We start from the raw sequence: 17049 nt of genomic DNA on the forward strand, positions 1-17049 counted from the left end.
GAGACGCGTCGACCGGCCGATTGCGCACCGGTTGCGGGGAGGGGATGGTGCTGACATGAGCGACAGCGCCGTCCGTGCCGCCGGCCCCCATCCGGCCGGTGTCCCCGCCGATCTCACCGGGCTGTCGTTCGAACCCCTCACCCCGACGTCGTTCCTGGACCGGGCTGCGGCCGCGCACGGTGACCGGGTCGCCGTCGTCGACGGGGACCTGCGGCTGACCTACGCCCAGCTGCACGAGCGGTGCCGCGCGCTGGCCGGCGGGCTCGCCGCGATCCATGGCGGACGCCCGGTGGCGGTGCTGGCACCGAACACGCACGTCGCGCTGGAGGCGACCTTTGGCGTGCCGTGGTCGGGCGCGCCGCTGGTCGCGGTGAACACCCGGCTCTCGGCGGGCGAGGTCGGCTACATCCTGCGCCACTCGCGGGCCTCGGTTCTGGTGTACGACCCGGTGTTCGACGAGCTCGTCGAGCAGGCACTGGCCGGGCTCGACGAGCCGCCGCAGGTCGTGCGGGTCGGCGACGACTACGAGCGGCTGATCAGCTGGGGCGAGCCCACCGCCGTCACCCCGGACGACGAGCGGTCACTGTTGTCGATCAACTACACGTCCGGCACGACCGGGCATCCCAAGGGCGTGATGTACCACCACCGGGGTGCCTACCTGCAGGCACTGGCGATGGTCGGGCACACCGGGCTGACGCCGTCGTCGGTTCACCTGTGGACGCTGCCCATGTTCCACTGCAACGGCTGGTGCTTTCCCTGGGCGGTGACGGCGGCCGCCGCGACCCACGTCTGCCTGCCGAAGGTGGAGCCGGCCCGGATCTGGGAGCTGGTCCGTGAGCAGGGCGTCACACATCTCAACGGCGCCCCGACGGTGCTGTCGATGATCGCCTACGCACCGGAGGCCGGTCCGGTGCCGACACCGGTGCGGGTCGCGACCGGCGGCGCGCCGCCCAGCCCGGCGATCCTGCGCCGGATGGCCGAGCTCGGCTTCGACGTCACCCACCTCTACGGGCTGACCGAGACCTTCGGCCCGGCGATGATCTGCGACTGGCGCCCCGAGTGGAACGATCTCGACGGCGACCGGCAGGCCCGGCTCAAGGCCCGTCAAGGCGTCGGGAACCTGATCTCCCAGGCCGTCCGGGTGATCACCGACGACGGCGACGACGCACCGTCCGACGGCACGACCACCGGGCAGATCGCGTTGCGCGGCAACAACGTCATGCTTGGCTACCTGAACGACGAGCAGGCCACCCGGGACGCCGCGCCGGACGGCTGGTTCCGCACCGGCGACATCGGCGTGATGCACCCGGACGGCTACGTCGAGCTCCGCGACCGCTCCAAGGACGTGATCATCTCGGGCGGCGAGAACATCGCCAGCGTCGAGGTCGAGCAGGCCATCGCCGATCATCCGGCGGTGCTGGAGGTCGCGGTGATCGCGATCCCGGACGAGCGCTGGGGCGAGGTGCCCGCGGCCTACGTGACCCTGCAGGAGGGCGCCTCGGCGACCGAGGAGGAGATCGTCGAGCACGTCCGCAGCCGGCTGGCCCGGTTCAAGGCGCCCAAGCGGGTGACCTTCACCGACCTGCCGAAGACCTCCACCGGCAAGATCCAGAAGTTCGTGCTGCGGGACGCCGCGTGGGTCGGGCGGGAGCACCGGATCGGCTCCTGAGGGGGCCGGCCGGCCTCACGGCCCGGCGGTCCACTCCTCCCACGGAACGGTCCAGTCGTAGTAGAGGCCGTCCCGCGGGGTCAGCGGCTCGGAGCTGCCGGTGACCTCCACCGGGTCGCCGAAGGCCACCATCGCGAAGAACTCCTTCGCGTCCGCGGTGGACAGGTTGATGCAGCCGTGGCTGACGTTCCGGTTGCCCTGCGCGTATGTCGACGCCGGATTGGCGTGGATGAACTCTCCGTTGTTGGAGATCCGGACCGCCCAGTACTGCGGCTGGTCGACGTAGCCGTAGGCCTCGTTGGTCATCAGGACCTTCTCCGACTTCGCCATCACCACGTGCACGCCGGAGCGGGTGACCCGGTTCGGATCGGACTCCAGCCCGTAGGACGCGTCGTAGCGGGCGACCTCGCGGCCGTTCTCGACCACGGCGATCTGGTGGCTGCGGGTGTCGGCCTTGACGATCCGGCTGGTGCCGATGGTGAAGGAGCGGTCGACGTCGGCGGTCGCCCAGCCGGCGTCGCCCAGGTCGAGCCCGCGCAGCGCGGCCCGCACCCGGACCTGGGTGCCGGCCGGCCAGTACTCCTTGGGCCGATAGTGCACCCGGGAGCCGTCGGCGTCGTCGGGCATCCACTTCCAGGCGCCCTCGACCGGCGTGGACGTCTCGACCGACAGGGTCTTCGAGACGGCCTGCTTCGCCTCGTCGGACAGGTCCGCCGGGAAGCTCAGCGCGACCGGGGCGCCGATGCCGACCTCGGCGCCGTCGCGGATGTTGAGCCGGCCCTCGATCTCGGTGTCCGGGTCGACGGTGCTGAACGCGTCCTCGGCGAGCGGACGGCGGGTGCCGTCGTCGAGCACCCAGGTGCCCGACCAGCGGTAGGTGCTGCCGAACTCCAGCGGGTCGGTGGCGGTCCAGCTGCGGCCGTCCGGTGCGAGGACGCCGGTGACGGGGCCGTCGTCGCCGGTCAGCGCGACGCCCTCCAGATGCCCGGCGCTCGCCGCGGCCCGTACCTGCCCGCGGGGCGCGACCGGGGGCCCCGGCCGGGGCACGGTCGTCACGAACGCGGGGACCTGCGGCTGCGGTGGCTCGGCGCCCGCCCCGGCGAGGTTGCGTGCGATCGTCTCCCCGATCCCGCCGCCCGCGACGGCCGCGGTGGCACCCGCGACCGACGCCACGAGTACCACCAGCGCCGCGGTGAGCGTCGCGAGGCTCCGGCGGTGCAACGAACGCCGCCGACGCGGCGAGTGCCGTCCGCGCGACCGCTCCCAGGACCTGGACATGGGGTCATGATCCCCCGGAGGTCACCCACACGGGGTCACCGACACATCACCATTCGATCACCGGATGCGAGTCTGGTGCCATGAGCTACGACGTCGCCGCCATCCGCAGCCGGTTCCCGTCGCTGCGTGCCGGGATCGCGCACTTCGACGGGCCCGGCGGCTCCCAGGTGCCGGATGCGGTGGCCGGCGCGGTCGCCGGTGCGCTCACCTCCCCGCTGGCCAACCGTGGCACGATCACCAGCGGCGAGCGCGCGGCGGACGCGATCGTGCACGGTGCCCGGGCGGCGATCGGCGACCTGCTCGGCGCCGATCCGCGCGGTGTGGTGTTCGGGCGCAGCATGACCGCGCTGACCTTCGACCTGGCGCGGACACTGGCGGCGACCTGGGAACCGGGCGACGAGATCGTCGTCACCCGGCTGGACCACGACGCGAACATCCGGCCGTGGGTGATCGCCGCCGAGGCGGCGGGGGTGACCGTGCGGTGGCTGGACTTCGACCCGGACACCGCCGAGCTGGACGACGTCGCACCGCTGCTGTCGGAACGGACCCGGCTGGTCGCGGTGACCGGGGCGTCGAACCTGGTCGGCACCCGTCCGGACATTCCGGCGATCGCCGCCGCCGTGCACGCCGCCGGGGCACTGCTGATGGTCGACGGCGTGCACCTGACCGCGCACGAGCCGGTCGACGTGCGTGCGCTCGGCGCCGACTTCTACGCCTGCTCGCCCTACAAGTTCCTCGGCCCGCACTGCGGGGCGCTCGCCGCCGATCCGGCGCTGCTGGAGTCGCTGCACCCGGCGAAGCTGCTGCCGTCCTCGGACGCGGTCCCGGAGCGGTTCGAGCTCGGCACACTGCCCTACGAGCTGCTGGCCGGCACGACCGCCGCCGTCGAGTTCCTGGCCGGTCTCGACACCGGCGCCACCGGGGACCGGCGGGCCCGGCTGCGGGCGTCGATGACGGCGGTCGGCGTGCACGAGCTGGGGCTGCGCGAGCGGATCGAGTCCCACCTGAGCGGACTCCCCGGCGTGACGGTGCGTTCGCGGGCCGCGTCCCGGACACCGACCCTGCTGGTCACCGTCGACGGCCACGAGCCGCAGCAGGTGTACCGGTATCTGGCGGAGCGCCGGATCGCGGCACCCGCCGCGTCGTTCTACGCGCTGGAGTGCTCGCGCCGGCTCGGCCTGGGTGACACCGGGGCCCTGCGGATCGGACTGGCCTGCTACACCGACGAATCCGACGTGGACCGGCTGCTCGGCGCACTGTCCGGTCTGGTCGGGGCCTGACCGACGTATGTGAGACTGTTCAGGTGATTCGCCTTCGGTGGCTCGCCGCCGCATCGCTGTCCCTGCTGTTGCTCGCCGGGTGCTCGGCGCCCACCGTCGCCCCGGAGCGGGCGGCCGGCTGCATCCCGGGAGCCGGGGAGGCCCCCACCACCGGCGTCTCGTTCTCGCACGCCACCAACGTCGAGATCGTCGGCGGTGACGACTATCGGGTGCTGACCGTCCGCCAGCCCTATCCGGGCGGGGACCTGCAGTCGGTGGTGCTGCTCGGCTGCGACCAGGCGGATCCGGCGCTGCCTGCCGAGCTGACCGACGCCCCGGTGCTGCGGACCCCGGTCGACGGGATCTTCGCCTACTCCACCACCCAGCTCCCGATGATCACCGAGCTGGGCGAGCTGGACCGGCTGACCGGCGTGGGCTCGCTCGACCTGATCAGCGACGAGACGGTGCGCGAGCACGTCGAGTCCGGTGCCGCCGTCGAGTTCGGGCGGAACTTCGCGATCGACGCCGAGCGGGTCGTCGCCGAGTCCCCGCCGGTGCTGCTCACCGGCGGCGAGGACGATCCGGCCCTGCCGGCACTCGCCGCGGCCGGGACCCCGACCGTCGGCTGGGCCGATTACCTGGAGACCGGCGCGCTCGGCCAGGCCGAGTGGATCAAGGTGATGGGCGCGCTGACCGGAAACGACGCCGAGGCGGCCGCCGCGTTCGAGGGCATCGAGCAGCGCTACACCGAGCTCGCCGGGCGGGTCCGCGGCGCCGAGCCGACGCCGATCGTCGCCGGGCAGCCCTACCAGGGCAGCTGGCCGGTCCCCGGCGGTGACTCGACGGCCGGGATCCTGTTCCAGGACGCCGGCGCGTCCTGGTCGGGGGAGCGGGAGCGGGCCACCGGCCGGCTGCCGCAGGCCCTGGAGTCGGTGCTCGCCGAGGACGGCGACGCCCGCATCTGGCTCGCCGACGGTCCGTGGAACACCACCGCCGACATCGCCGCCACCGACCCGCGGCTGACCTCGATCGCCGCCGCCGGGCCGGACGGGCAGGTCTGGACCAGGGACCGGTTCCTCGGCCCGACCGGCGGCAACCAGATCTACGAGCGGGGCGTGCTGCATCCCGACGAGATCCTCGCCGACCTGACCGCGATCCTGCACCCCGACCTGATGCCCGGCCACGAGTTCGTCTACTACCGGCAGGTGCCCACCGGATGACGGGCGCCGCGCCGCGTCACCCGGTGGCCGGCGCCGCGCCGTCCCCGGTCCCCGCACCCGATCGCTCCGCGCAGCGCTCGGGCGGCCGCGCCGCGGTCGTGCTGGGGGTGCTCGCCGTCGCCGCGGTGCTGCTCTTCGCGCTGGCCGTGTCGACCGGCTCGGTGATCATCGGACCGGCTCGGACGCTGTCCGCGCTGTTCGGCGTCGGCTCCCCGGATCCGCGGCTGGACCTGCTGGTCACCGACCTGCGGGTACCGCGCGCGGTGACGGCGGCGCTGGCCGGGGCCGCACTCGGCACGGCCGGCCTGCTCACCCAGACCCTGTTCCGCAACCCGCTGGCCGAGCCCTACGTGCTCGGCGTGAGCGCGGGCGCCGGGCTCGGTGTCGCGCTGATCACCACGCTCGGCGCGGCCGCGGGCGCCACCGCGTTCGCGACCGGCGGCCTCGGCGCGGCACCGGTGCCCGGCGGGCGACTGGGCATGGTCGGCGCGGCCGCGGTCGGTGCCGCACTCGTGCTCGGGCTGGTCCTGCTGCTGTCGCGGTTCGCGCGCTCGGTGACGGCGCTGCTGGTGATCGGCGTGATGATCGGCTCGGCGATCACCGCCGTGGTCAGCCTGCTGCTGGTGTGGACCGACCCGGACACCGCGCAGCAGTTCCTGATGTGGGGCCTGGGCAGCGTGAGCGGGGTGGCCCGCGCCGAGCTGCCGGTGCTCGGGGTGATCGCCGGCGCCGGACTCCTCGGGGTGTGGCTGCTGGCCAAGCCGCTGGACGGGCTGCTGCTCGGCGACGACTACGCGCGCACCGCCGGGGTCGACGTGGCCAGGGTGCGGCTGGGGGTGCTGATCGTCGCCGCCGTGCTGGCCGGGACGGTCACCGCGTTCTGCGGGCCGATCGGGTTCCTCGGGATCGCGGTGCCGCACCTGGCCCGGATGGCGGTCGGGACCTCACGGCACCGGGTGCTGGTGCCGGCGACCGCGCTGACCGGGGCGGTGGTCGGGCTGGCCTGCGCGATCGCCGCGCACCCGCCGGGGGTCGGCACGGTGATCCCGCTGAACGTGGTGACCTCGCTGGTCGGGGCGCCCGTGGTGATCGCGGTGCTGCTGCGCTCCCGGCGCCTGGGCGGGGGCGCGTGGTGAGCGGGCTGGTGCTGTCCGGGCTGACCGTGGGGTACCGGGCCGATGGGGCGCTGCGCCGCGGCCGGGCCGCGCCGGTGCTGTCCGGGATCGACGCCGTCGCCGGCCGCGGCGAGCTGACCGTGCTGCTCGGGCCGAACGGTGCCGGCAAGTCCACGCTGCTGCGCACCCTCGCCGGGCTGCAGCCCGCGCTGGGCGGATCGGCGGCTCTCGACGACGGCGATCTGCTCGCCCTGCGTGCCCCGGCCAGGGCCCGCCGGGTCGGGGTCGTGCTCACCGACCGGCCGGATCCGGGGCTGCTGACCGGGCGCGACGTCGTCGAGCTGGGGCGGTTGCCGCACACCGGCACCGGCGGCGTCCTGGGGCCGGCCGACGATGCCGCCGTCGACACCGCGATCGACGCCGTCCGGGCCGGGCCGCTGGCCGGGCGCCCGCTCGCGCGGCTCTCCGACGGCGAGCGGCAGCGGATGATGGTCGCGCGGGCACTGGCCCAGCAGCCCTCGCTGCTGCTGCTCGACGAGCCGAGTGCGTTCCTCGACGTCGCCGCCCGGGTCGCGCTGCTCGGCCTGCTGCGCCGGCTGGCCCGAGAGCAGGGCCTCTGCGTGCTGCTGTCCACGCACGACCTGGAGCTGGCGCTGCGGCTCGCCGACCGGGCGTGGCTGCTCGACGGCGCCGGCGGGATCGTCACCGGCACGCCGGACGAGCTCGCTGCCTCCGGTGCGGTGGGTGCGGCGTTCGACACCGACGAGCTGGTCTTCGACGCGGGCTCCGGCACGTTCCGGCTGCGGTCCGGCGCGGGGGCCTGAGCACCACTGCCGCCACACGTTCGCGCCGTCTCCGCCGGTCCCCCGTGGCGCGGTGGCGTACCGCGGTTGCGGAGGCCCGCGGCGGAGCGGGGCGGAGGCGCGGAACGGGTCACAGAGAGTGGCATGGATCACTCAGGTGGGGCGCTGATCAGCGGATACGGACCGGTGCGGCATGACCGTCCGCGCCGACGGCGCGGTGGCCGGACCCGGCGCCGCAGCCCGTTGGGTGCGTTCCGTGGCACCGTCCGACACAGGGCGACCTGCAGTCGCTAGGTTCGCGCTCGACCGCACGGCCCGTCCGGGTCTGCGCGCCGAACACGAGGAGATGCGATGACGCACGCCGCGACCGCGGCCGATCTCGAATCGCTGCTGCTGACCCGGTCGCTGGACGACCCGGAGCTCGCGGCGGCCACCGAGCGGATTCCCGACACCCCTGTGCTGCCGGACGTGTCGGTGGTGAAGGTCGGCGGCCAGAGTTTCGTCGACCGTGGGCGGGCTGCGGTGTTCCCGCTGGTCGAGGAGCTGCTCGAGGCTCGGGCTGCGCACCGGCTGCTGATCGGCACCGGTGGTGGGACGCGGGCCCGGCACGCCTATGCGCTGGCCGCGGAGCTGGGCCTGCCGACCGGGGTACTCAGCTCGGTCGGTAATGCCGTCGCCGGGCAGAACGCCACGATGCTGGGCTACCTGATGGCCAAGCACGGTGTGCCGGTCGTCTCCGGTGGCGGGTTCGAGGCGTTGCCGCTGTATCTGTCGGAGTCGCGTGCGGCGATCTTCGCCGGGATGCCGCCGTACGCGATGTGGCAGCCGCTGCCCGACGAGGGCGTCATCCCGCCCTACCGCACCGACGCGGGCTGCTATCTGGTCGCCGAGACCTACGGCTGCAAGAACATGATCTTCGTCAAGGACGAGGACGGCCTGTACACGGCGAACCCGAAGACCGACCCGTCGGCGACCCTGATCCCGCAGATCAGCGCCGAGGAGCTGATCGAGCGGGACCTGCCGGACCTGATCGTGGAACGGCCGGTGCTGGACCTGCTGCGCCGGGCCCGGCACGTCCGGTCGATCCAGATCGTCAACGGGCTGGTGCCCGGCAACCTGACCCGGGCCCTGGCCGGCGAGCACGTCGGCACGATCATCACCGCCGGAGGTGCGCGATGAGCAGCACGTACCCGAAGGACGTCGAGTCCGCCCTGGCTCGTCAGACCCTGCTCGACCGTGATCAGGTCCGCCCGGTCGACCAGCAGCAGCCGGTGATCCGGATGCTGCCGGCGCTGCGGGTGGTCGTGCTCGGCGGGCGTTCGATCATCGACCGTGGCCGGGACGTGCTGTTGCCGCTGGTCGAGGAGATCCGCGCCGCGCTCGACGGCGACCCGCTGCTGATCTGCACCGGCGCCGGGATCCGGGCCCGGCACGTGCTCGGCGTCGGTCTGGACCTGGGGTTGCCGACCGGGGCGCTGGCCGAGCTCGCGGGGCGCGAGGCGGAGCAGAACGGGCACCTGGTCGCGGCGTTGCTGGCCGACCGGGGTGTGGCGTATCTGGGCCATGACACCGTCGCCCACCAGCTGCCGGTGCACCTGGCGGCGTCGAACGCCGCGGTGACCAACGGGTACCCGCCGTTCGGTGTACACGAGTTCCCGGCCCGCGCCGGGAAGATCCCGCCGCACCGCACCGACACCGGTGCGCTGCTGCTCGCCGACGCCTGGGGCGCGGCATCGCTGACCTACCTGCGCGACGCCGACGGCGTGCCCGCCGCCGACACCACCGCGACCGCGCTGCTGGCCGATCCGGCCGGTACCGCGCCGATCGACCGGGAGGCGCTGGAGACGCTGCAGCGGGCCAAGCACGTCCGGTCGCTGCGGGTGATCGACGGCACCACCCCCGGCGCGCTGACGAAGGCCCTGACCGGCGAGCCGGTGGGCGCCGTCGTCACCGCCTGATCGAGAGGTACACCGGAGCGGTCCGCAGATGATCGTTCTGCTCCGGTGTACCCCTCGGCGCGGTCGTCAGGGGGTGAGCAGGGCGGTGGCGTCGGTGCGGAACTGCATCGACCGGTACGGCCAGTTCGTGGTGGTGTTCCACTGGCTCACCACGAGGTGCAGGTCGTCCAGCGTGGATCCGGGGACGACGTAGCCGCCGTAGAGCTGGGCGACCCGGCCGTGGGCGTGGTCCTCGTCGCCCCATCCGCAGCCGCGCAGCAGGGTGGTGCGGGGCGCCCGGTGCAGGTCGGCGTTCGGCCGGTCGAGCAGCATCGCGTCGATCCGGTAGTTGCCCGCGTCGAAGTAGGTGAGCAGCAGGTGCTCCCGGCCGTCCGGGCCGGGCACCCGGCGCAGGTTCAGCTCACCGAACGAGCCCGGGATCGTCAGGGTCGGCGGATTGCCCCAGTCCCAGCGCTCCCCGGCGAATCCCCAGGATTCCCAGGCGTCGCGCTCGGTGATCCGGTCGGCGGGCACCCGGTGCAGCAGCAGTCCGTCGCGGCGCTGGAAGCCGGTGGTGTAGGCGTAGACGTAGCCGTCGCCGCCGTGCTCCCAGGTGAGCTGCTGGAACAGTCCGTCGCAGTGCCCGCCGGGCCAGTCGCAGCCGGTCCGTTCCCAGGTCAGCCCGTTGTCCCGGGACGCGATGATCTCGCTCCACAGCACGTTGCCGAGCCCTTTGTTGGCCATCACGTGCAGGTACATCGTGTCGCCGACGGTGATGACGTCGGCGGGCAGCGTCGTGGTGACCCGCCGGTGCAGCCGGAACCAGTTCGTCGCCGGCTTGCTGACGAGCCGGCAGGCGTACTCGGCCGCGTCGCCACCGGAGCCGGTCCAGCGCAGCCCGGACCGGAAGCCCTCCGGGTCGGCGAACAGCACCACCGGCGAGCGCCAGCCGGGTCCGCCGACGCCGGCCCGGTCGAAGGTGTCGCCGAACACGGCGACCAGCCGGCCGTCCGGGGCGGTCGTGACGATCCCGAGATCGGTTCCGCCGATCCCGAACCGGTCGGTGTGCCCGGGCCCGGTCAGGTCGGCGATCTTGGTGGTGGCGGCCATGGCGCGACCCTACGACCGGTACCGGGCGGTCGCGTCGCGGGTCGCGGCTGCGCGAACACGTCGACGCTCGCCGGCACCCGGCACCCGGCACCCGGCACCCGGCACCCGGCACCGTGGCGATCGCGTCGAGGCCGTCCGGGTGCAGCGCCTCGGCCCGGTGGCCCGGCCCGGGTGACCGGCCGGCCCGTGGGGACCGGCCGGCCCGGGTCGTCGGCGGCGATCCGCCGGAACCCGCTCAGCGGGCGGCCGCGGCGACCGCGGCGGAGAACACCTGCGGCGCCTCCACCGGCACGAAGTGCCCGGCGTCGTCGACCTCGGTCACCCGCACGTCGGTGAAGAACTCGCCCACCCGGTCCGACCACTCCCGCGGGAACAGCGGATCGTGCTCGGGCCACAGGAACGTGGTGGGCACGCTGATCCGGTCGGCGGGCTCCGGCGCGGTCTCGGCGAGCGAGCGGGCGACCGCGCCGCCACCGGCGCGGTACCAGCCGATCGAGGCGACGAAGGCCCCGGGCGGCGAGTAGGCGGCGGTCAGGTGATCGAGCCGGTCGTCGTCCGGCGTGAAGTCCGGACCGGACCAGTGCGACCAGAAGTGCCGCAGGTAGGAGCGGGTGGCGCCGATCTCGCCGTCGACCAGCTCGCGGGCGAGTTCGAGCTGGTGGAAGGACTGGTACCAGAACTCGCGCAACGGCGCCTCGTCCAGGATCCGCCGTCCGACGCCGGGCGCCGGAGGGGTGACGACGAGTGCCCGCACCAGGTCCGGGCGTTCCCGCGCGACCTGCTGGGCGACCCGGCTCCCGACGTCGTACCCGCCGATCACGACGCCGGTCAGGCCGAGCTCGGTCAGCAGCCCGACGACGCTGCGGGCCTGCGCGGCGGCTCCGTACTGCTCGACCGGGTCCCGGTCGTGCTTGTCCGACGCACCGAAACCGCGCAGGTCCGGGACGACGACGTCGTGATCATCGGTGAGCCGTTCGGCGACGGCGGTCATGTCGGTCCGGTCGCCCGGCCAGCCGTGCAGCAGCAGGACGGGTGGATTGCCCGGCACGCCGTGCCGGTCGTAGGCCAGGTGGAAGTCGTCGATCGCGTCGGACAGCGGCATCGGGGGCTCCTCGGGGTCGGTTCGCCGCCTCCGGGATTACCAGCTCGGCCGGATCGCAGCGAGCGGAGCACTCCGCAACGCTGCCTTCCGCAACGCAAATATCAAGGTTACTGTTTGTCGATCGCCGGGCGACCCGTCAGGGGGACGATGTCGGAGACACCCGCCACCGCAGCGACACAGCGTCACCGGCTTCCGGTCCGGACGCTCGTCGCGGCCTCGATCGGCAACGCGGTCGAGTGGTACGACTGGACGATCTACGCGACGTTCTCGATCTACTTCGCGACCCAGATCTTCCCGCCGGAGAACGCCGCCCTCGCGCTGATCTCCACCCTCGCGACCTACGCGCTCGCGTTCTTCTTCCGCCCGCTCGGCGGGATGCTGCTCGGCCGGTTCGCGGACCTGCACGGCAGGCGCACCGCGATGCTGGTGACGATCCTGATGATGGCCGGCGGATCGGTGGTGATCGGTCTGCTGCCGACCTTCGCGATGGTCGGCTGGCTGGCCCCGGTGCTGTTGCTGCTGGCCCGGATCGCGCAGGGCATGTCGCTCGGCGGTGAGGTGTCGAACGCCTCGGCGTACCTGGCCGAGATCGCCCCGGCGGAGCGCCGCGGCCGCTACTCGTCGTTCTTCTACATCTCGACCGGCACCGCAGTGCTGATCGCGTCACTGATGGGCTTCGTGCTCGCGGCGACGCTGACCGAGGACCAGCTCGCCTCGTGGGGCTGGCGGGTCCCGTTCCTGATCGGTGGGCTGCTCGGCCTGATCGGCATGTGGATGCGCAGGCAGATGTCGGAGACCGAGCAGTTCGAGGACAACAAGGAGGCCGCGGCCAAGATCCGGAACCCGCTGCTGCTGACGCTGCGTGAGCACCCGCGGGCGGTGGCGCAGCTCGTCGGCTTCACCCTGCTGTCCACGCTCTGCTACTACACCTTCTTCTCCGCGCTCACCCCGTTCGCGACGACCTCGCGCGGGGCGGACGCCACCGAGGTGTTCCTGGCGCTGTCGATCGCGACGACGATCTTCGTGCTGTTGCAGTACCCGATGGGCGCCGCCTCCGACCGGTACGGGCGCAGGCCGCAGCTGCTGATCTGGTCGGCGTCGACGGCGATCCTGGTCGTGCCGCTGTCGTTCCTGATCGGACCCGGCTTCTGGAACATGCTCGTCGTGTTCACCGTCGGCCTCGGCCTCTACACGATGATGACCTCGATCGCGCCCGCGGTGATGAGCGAGCTGTTCCCGACGTCGGTCCGGGCGCTGGGCATCGGGGCCTGGTACAACCTGACCGTCGCCGTCTTCGGCGGCACCGCCCCGCTGGTCGTGCAGTCGCTGCAGCAGGCCGGGCTGGCCACCCTGTTCTTCGTCTATGTCGCGGTCGGGGCGGCGATCGCCTTCGGCGCGATCCTGACCCTGCCCGAGACGCGGGGATCGGTGCTGCGCTGAACGGTGCCGGTGCGCGATGTTGCGTTCCGGTGTCCACGCCGGCGGCGCGTCGGCGACCCTCACGGGCCGTGTCCGGTCCGTGACCTGCTGGTACTCGACTTGTGACCTCCCGGTGCTTACGCGGCGAAACGTGTTTCGACCCGGGAACCGGCGGGTCACCACCGGGCGCAGTGGAATCCGCTGGTCGACGGCCTCTTGACACGGGGATTCCCCGGGTTGCACGGTGTTGCGGTCAGTACCTCGACGTTGCGTATAAGGCAACACACGCTGTCGGATCGATGGTGGCCGCCGGCTCAATCCGTGTGTAGGCACCCCGCCCTGGCGGGGCGCTGCACGCTGCGCAGCGACGAATTCGAGAGCTGCCCGCGAGGGCACGCGGATTCGCACGCAGGAGAACCGCCATGGCGACCACCACCCCCCGCATCGTGATCATCGGAGCCGGCATCGTCGGCTGCGCACTCTCCGACGAGCTGACCGCCCGCGGTCACCGCGACGTGACGGTCCTGGACAAGGGCCCGCTGTTCCGTACCGGCGGCTCGACGTCGCACGAACCCGGGCTGGTGTTCCAGGTCGGGCCGGACCGGAACCTCACCCGGCTGGCGGCCGCGACCGTCGCCAAGTACTCCGCGCTGCGCGCGCAGGGGACACCGTGCCTGCGCCGGGCGGGCGGCATCGAGGTGGCGACCACTCCGGAGCGGCTCACCGACCTGCATCGCAGGCACGGCTGGGCGGCGGCCGCAGGCGTCGAGTCGCGGATGCTGGAGCCGGGGGAGTGCGCGACGCTGCATCCGTTGCTGGACAAGGACCGGATCCTCGGCGGGTTGCACGTCCCCGGCGACGGCATCGCCGGGGCGGTCGACGCGGCCCGCGAGCAGGCCCGCGCGGCGATCCACCGCGGAGCGGTCTTCCTGCAGGGCCGCACGGTGACGGCCGTCGAGCAGCGCGGCGGCCGGGTCACCGGTGTCCGGTGCGGCGACGAGCTGTTCGAGGCCGACGTGGTGTTCTCCTGCGCCGGGATCTGGGCGCCGCTGATCGGCAGGCTGGCCGGCGTGGAGGTCCCGCTGGTCCCGATGGTGCACCAGTACGCGCGGACGAACCCGCTGCGCGCGCTGGAGACGATCCACGCGCTGGAGTCGGCGTCCGGGCGACGTGATCCGGTGCTGCCGGTCCTGCGGCACCCCGACGCGGCCCTGCACGTCCGCCCGCACGGGCACCGGCTCGGGATCGGGGCACACGGCCATCGTGCGATGCCGGTGGCCCCGCACGAGCTGGACACCCCCGGACCCGGCGCGGTGCTGCCCGCGGAGCGCCGCTTCACCCCCGACGACTTCGAGCCGTCCTGGGCGGCGGCGGCCGCGCTGCTGCCGGTGCTCGGCGACGCCAAGGTCGAGGACGGCGCGAACGGGATCCTCCCGGCCACCCCGGACGGCCTGCCGCTGCTCGGCGAGCACCCGGACCTCGCGGGGTTCTGGACGGCCGAGGGGGTCCGGCTCGCGCACTCGGCCGGGATCGCCGAGGCGGTCGCGGAGTGGCTGACGACCGGACGCCCGATGCTCGGGGGCGAGCCGCTCGACCTCGCGCACCTGCACATCGACCGCTTCGATCCGGCCACCCTCGCGCCGTCGGTCGTGCGGGCCCGCACGATCCGGGCGTTCGAGCAGGCCGACGACGTCCGGCACCCGCTCGACCCACCCGCCGTGGCGCGGCCGGTGCGGATCTCTCCGCTGTACTCCCGGCAGGTCGAGCTGCGCGCGGTGTTCACCGAGGCCGGGGCGGTCGAGCGTCCGATGTGGTTCGAGGCGAACGCCTGGCTGCCCGAGGTCTGCGAGCTCACCCCGCGCCGGGGCTGGACCGCGCGCAACTGGTCGCCGATCGCCGGAGCCGAGGCGCTGGTGACCCACCGGGCCGCCGGGCTGTTCGACCTGTCGCCGCTGCGCCGGGTCGAGATCACCGGACCCGCAGCGGCAGAGCTGTTGCAGCGCACTGTCACCGGCGACGTCGACGGTCCGGTCGGGCAGGTACTGCCCACCCTGCTGCTCGACGCGGCCGGGGGAGTCCTCACCGACCTGACCGTGACCCGGCTGGCGGACCGGCGGTTCCTGGCGGTCGTCCCGGACCGGCGCGGGGTCGCCGCGCTGCGCCGCTGGGGGCGGCCCGGTGCCACGGTCACCGACATCACCGAGGCGACGGCCGCAATCGGGCTCTGGGGCCCCAGGGTGTCCACGATCCTCGACGGGCTGGTCCCCGCCGAGGTGGCGCAGCTCGGCCGGTTGCGGGCCGCCGCGTTCTGTCTCGGCGGCGTCCCGGTGACCGGTCTGCGGATCTCCGGGATCGGTGCGGAGGGCTGGGAGCTGATCTGCACCGCCGCCGACGCCGAGCGGCTCTGGGACGTCCTCTACGTTGCGGGCGCCCCGTACGGCCTGGTCGCGGCGGGCGGGCACGCCCTGGAGGCGCTGCGGATCGAGGCGGGCCGGCGGGTGGCCGGGATCGATCTGTCCGCCGAGCACGGGCCGGACGCCGCAGGCGTCGGTGACGCGGTCGTGATGGACAAGGGCCCGTTCGTCGGGCGGGCCGCGGTGCACGCGTCGCGGTCGGCCGGCGGTCCGGTGCAGCGGCTCGCGACACTCGTACTGGACGACGCCGGGGCCGTGCTGCACGGCGGGGAGCCGGTCCACGACCTGCCGGAGCCCCGCCGGTACTCGCGCGATCCGGTCCTGCTGGACGGAGCCCCCGACCTGGCTCGGGGGCCGGTGATCGGCCGGATCACCGTCGCCGCGACCGGCTACACCACGGGGACCTCACTGGCCCATGCGTGGCTGCCCGCCGAGCGGGCCGAGCCCGGTACCCGGGTGTCGGTGGAGCTGTCGGGTCGCAGGCTCACCGCGGAGGTGTCCGGCCGGTTCCGGTAGCGTCGATCGAAACGATGCCGTTTCGATGGGAGCCCGTATGACGACGGCCGAGCCGGTCGCAACCCTCCGGCACCTGGAGCACGGCGCCACGATCGGCGAGGCGCTGGCGTTCTTCGACGGGCTGCCCGCGGTCGAGGTGCCCGAGCTGCTCGGCAGCTGGCGCGGCGGGGAGATCCCCACCGGCAACCCGATGGACGGCCTGCTGGAGCGCTTCGGCTGGCACGGCAAGCGGTTCGACTCCGCCGACGAGGTCCATCCGCTCGTCATGGACCGGCCCGGCGGCGGGGTGTTCAGCCTGCACCCGGGCCTGGTCCCGCTGCCGGCGCTGCTGCCCGCGCTGCAGCGCCGGCCCGGGCTGTTCCGGCACGCCGCCCTGGGCCGGGTGGCCCGGGCGATCGCCCCGGCGCTCGGCACCCGGGCGCCGAAGGCGCGCCTGCGGCGCACCGAGTACCGCGGCGTCGTCAGTGCCACCATGTGCTACGACGACCTGCCGATCCACGACGTCTTCCGCCGGGTGGACGCCGACACCGTGCTGGGTGCGATGGACCTGCGCGGCCTGCCGTCGCCGTTCATCTTCTTCCTGCGCCGCGAGTGAGCAGCCGGTTCCCCGCGCAGCGCCGCCGCCAGGTACTCGACGCGGCGCGTGCGCTGGTCGCCGAACGCGGCTTCGAGGTGACGACCGTCGAGGCGGTCGCGGCCGCCACCCGCACCAGCAAGGCGACGCTCTACCGGCAGTGGGGGGACAAGGCGTCGCTGGTGGTGGAGGCGGTGTCGGCCGGCAGCGGGATCGCGATCGGCCGGATCGACACCGGCACACTCGCCGGGGATCTCGGTGCGGTCGCGGACATGCTGGCCGAGCGGGCGTCGGTGAACGTGCCGATCGTGCTCGGCATCGCCCGGGCCGGCCAGCGCGATCCGGCGCTGCTGGCCGCGTTGTCCGCCCGGCTGCTGCCCGAGATCGACGCGTTGCGGGCGATCGTCACCCGGGCCGTCGTCCGGGGTGAACTGCCTGCGGAGCCGCCGGCCGCCCGCTACCTTCAGCACATGCTGACCGGTGCGCTGCTCGCGCCGTCGCTGCTGGAGGGCCGAGCCGGCGCCGTGGACGCGCGTCACCTGCACGACTATCTCGCCGCCGTCGTCCTCCCGGCGCTCGGATCCGGACAGCCGGGGCGGTATCAGGCGGGTCCGGTTGCCGACTAAATGATAG

Annotated in this window: 13 protein-coding genes and 1 pseudogene; 11 read left to right on the forward strand and 3 right to left on the reverse strand. The window is 73.7% G+C overall.

Annotated elements, in window-relative coordinates; genetic code table 11:
• The first annotated feature begins 55 nt into the window (after positions 1–55).
• A complete protein-coding gene (locus Pdca_RS14805; RefSeq protein ID WP_085912145.1) occupies positions 56–1669 on the forward strand; it encodes an acyl--CoA ligase family protein in 1614 nt (537 codons plus the stop codon).
• A gap of 15 nt (positions 1670–1684) precedes the next feature.
• Here Pdca_RS14805 and Pdca_RS14810 read toward each other — a convergent pair whose 3' ends face one another.
• Positions 1685–2947, reverse strand: coding sequence for a L,D-transpeptidase (locus Pdca_RS14810; RefSeq protein WP_085912144.1), 1263 nt, complete (start codon positions 2945–2947; stop codon positions 1685–1687).
• 80 nt (positions 2948–3027) lie between these two features.
• On the opposite strand from Pdca_RS14810, the gene Pdca_RS14815 reads away from it, so the two are divergent.
• From Pdca_RS14815 to Pdca_RS14840, 6 genes and pseudogenes are all read left to right on the forward strand, one after another.
• Positions 3028–4227, forward strand: coding sequence for a cysteine desulfurase-like protein (locus Pdca_RS14815; protein WP_085912143.1), 1200 nt, complete (start codon positions 3028–3030; stop codon positions 4225–4227).
• Positions 4228–4250: 23 nt separating this feature from the next.
• Positions 4251–5426, forward strand: a complete 1176-nt coding sequence (locus tag Pdca_RS14820) for an ABC transporter substrate-binding protein (protein WP_085912142.1) — start codon at positions 4251–4253, stop codon at positions 5424–5426.
• Positions 5423–6562, forward strand: a complete 1140-nt coding sequence (locus Pdca_RS14825) for a FecCD family ABC transporter permease (RefSeq protein WP_085912141.1) — start codon at positions 5423–5425, stop codon at positions 6560–6562. Before Pdca_RS14820 ends, Pdca_RS14825 begins: the two co-directional genes overlap by 4 nt.
• A gap of 107 nt (positions 6563–6669) precedes the next feature.
• A pseudogene (locus Pdca_RS14830) lies at positions 6670–7365 on the forward strand (ABC transporter ATP-binding protein); the annotation flags it as partial.
• Between the two features lie 330 nt (positions 7366–7695).
• Entirely contained in the window at positions 7696–8523 is an 828-nt protein-coding gene (locus Pdca_RS14835) for an amino acid kinase family protein (RefSeq protein ID WP_085912140.1), read from the forward strand.
• Complete coding sequence (locus Pdca_RS14840; protein ID WP_085912139.1) at positions 8520–9302, forward strand: amino acid kinase family protein; 783 nt, start codon at positions 8520–8522, stop codon at positions 9300–9302. The genes Pdca_RS14835 and Pdca_RS14840 overlap by 4 nt, the downstream gene beginning before the upstream one ends.
• Before the next feature lie 66 nt (positions 9303–9368).
• On the opposite strand, the gene Pdca_RS14845 is transcribed toward Pdca_RS14840, so the two are convergent.
• Together Pdca_RS14845 and Pdca_RS14850 are read right to left on the reverse strand one after the other, a co-directional pair.
• Positions 9369–10391: a glycoside hydrolase family 183 protein gene (locus Pdca_RS14845; protein ID WP_085912138.1), complete on the reverse strand. Its 1023-nt coding sequence runs from the start codon at positions 10389–10391 to the stop codon at positions 9369–9371.
• Positions 10392–10626: 235 nt separating this feature from the next.
• Positions 10627–11493: an alpha/beta fold hydrolase gene (locus tag Pdca_RS14850; RefSeq protein ID WP_085912137.1), complete on the reverse strand. Its 867-nt coding sequence runs from the start codon at positions 11491–11493 to the stop codon at positions 10627–10629.
• A 147-nt stretch (positions 11494–11640) separates the two neighbouring features.
• Here Pdca_RS14850 and Pdca_RS14855 point away from each other — a divergent pair, with 147 nt between their 5' ends.
• The 4 genes from Pdca_RS14855 to Pdca_RS14870 all read left to right on the forward strand — a co-directional run bounded on the left by Pdca_RS14855 (position 11641) and on the right by Pdca_RS14870 (position 17042).
• Positions 11641–12933, forward strand: a complete 1293-nt coding sequence (locus tag Pdca_RS14855; protein WP_085912136.1) for an MFS transporter — start codon at positions 11641–11643, stop codon at positions 12931–12933.
• 401 nt (positions 12934–13334) lie between these two features.
• Entirely contained in the window at positions 13335–15842 is a 2508-nt protein-coding gene (locus Pdca_RS14860; protein ID WP_085912135.1) for an FAD-dependent oxidoreductase, read from the forward strand.
• A gap of 37 nt (positions 15843–15879) precedes the next feature.
• Complete coding sequence (locus Pdca_RS14865) at positions 15880–16437, forward strand: DUF4334 domain-containing protein (RefSeq protein WP_085912134.1); 558 nt, start codon at positions 15880–15882, stop codon at positions 16435–16437.
• Positions 16434–17042, forward strand: a complete 609-nt coding sequence (locus Pdca_RS14870) for a TetR/AcrR family transcriptional regulator (protein WP_085912133.1) — start codon at positions 16434–16436, stop codon at positions 17040–17042. Before Pdca_RS14865 ends, Pdca_RS14870 begins: the two co-directional genes overlap by 4 nt.
• Positions 17043–17049 lie beyond the last annotated feature (7 nt).

This window comes from Pseudonocardia autotrophica, assembly GCF_003945385.1.
Classification (GTDB): domain Bacteria; phylum Actinomycetota; class Actinomycetes; order Mycobacteriales; family Pseudonocardiaceae; genus Pseudonocardia; species Pseudonocardia autotrophica.

Coding starts and splice junctions, on each gene's coding strand:
- Pdca_RS14805 (WP_085912145.1), top strand. CDS start 56: ATGAGCGACAGCGCCGTCCGTGCCGCCGGCCCCCATCCGGCCGGTGTC.
- Pdca_RS14810 (WP_085912144.1), bottom strand. CDS start 2,947: ATGTCCAGGTCCTGGGAGCGGTCGCGCGGACGGCACTCGCCGCGTCGG.
- Pdca_RS14815 (WP_085912143.1), top strand. CDS start 3,028: ATGAGCTACGACGTCGCCGCCATCCGCAGCCGGTTCCCGTCGCTGCGT.
- Pdca_RS14825 (WP_085912141.1), top strand. CDS start 5,423: ATGACGGGCGCCGCGCCGCGTCACCCGGTGGCCGGCGCCGCGCCGTCC.
- Pdca_RS14835 (WP_085912140.1), top strand. CDS start 7,696: ATGACGCACGCCGCGACCGCGGCCGATCTCGAATCGCTGCTGCTGACC.
- Pdca_RS14840 (WP_085912139.1), top strand. CDS start 8,520: ATGAGCAGCACGTACCCGAAGGACGTCGAGTCCGCCCTGGCTCGTCAG.
- Pdca_RS14845 (WP_085912138.1), bottom strand. CDS start 10,391: ATGGCCGCCACCACCAAGATCGCCGACCTGACCGGGCCCGGGCACACC.
- Pdca_RS14850 (WP_085912137.1), bottom strand. CDS start 11,493: ATGCCGCTGTCCGACGCGATCGACGACTTCCACCTGGCCTACGACCGG.
- Pdca_RS14855 (WP_085912136.1), top strand. CDS start 11,641: ATGTCGGAGACACCCGCCACCGCAGCGACACAGCGTCACCGGCTTCCG.
- Pdca_RS14860 (WP_085912135.1), top strand. CDS start 13,335: ATGGCGACCACCACCCCCCGCATCGTGATCATCGGAGCCGGCATCGTC.
- Pdca_RS14865 (WP_085912134.1), top strand. CDS start 15,880: ATGACGACGGCCGAGCCGGTCGCAACCCTCCGGCACCTGGAGCACGGC.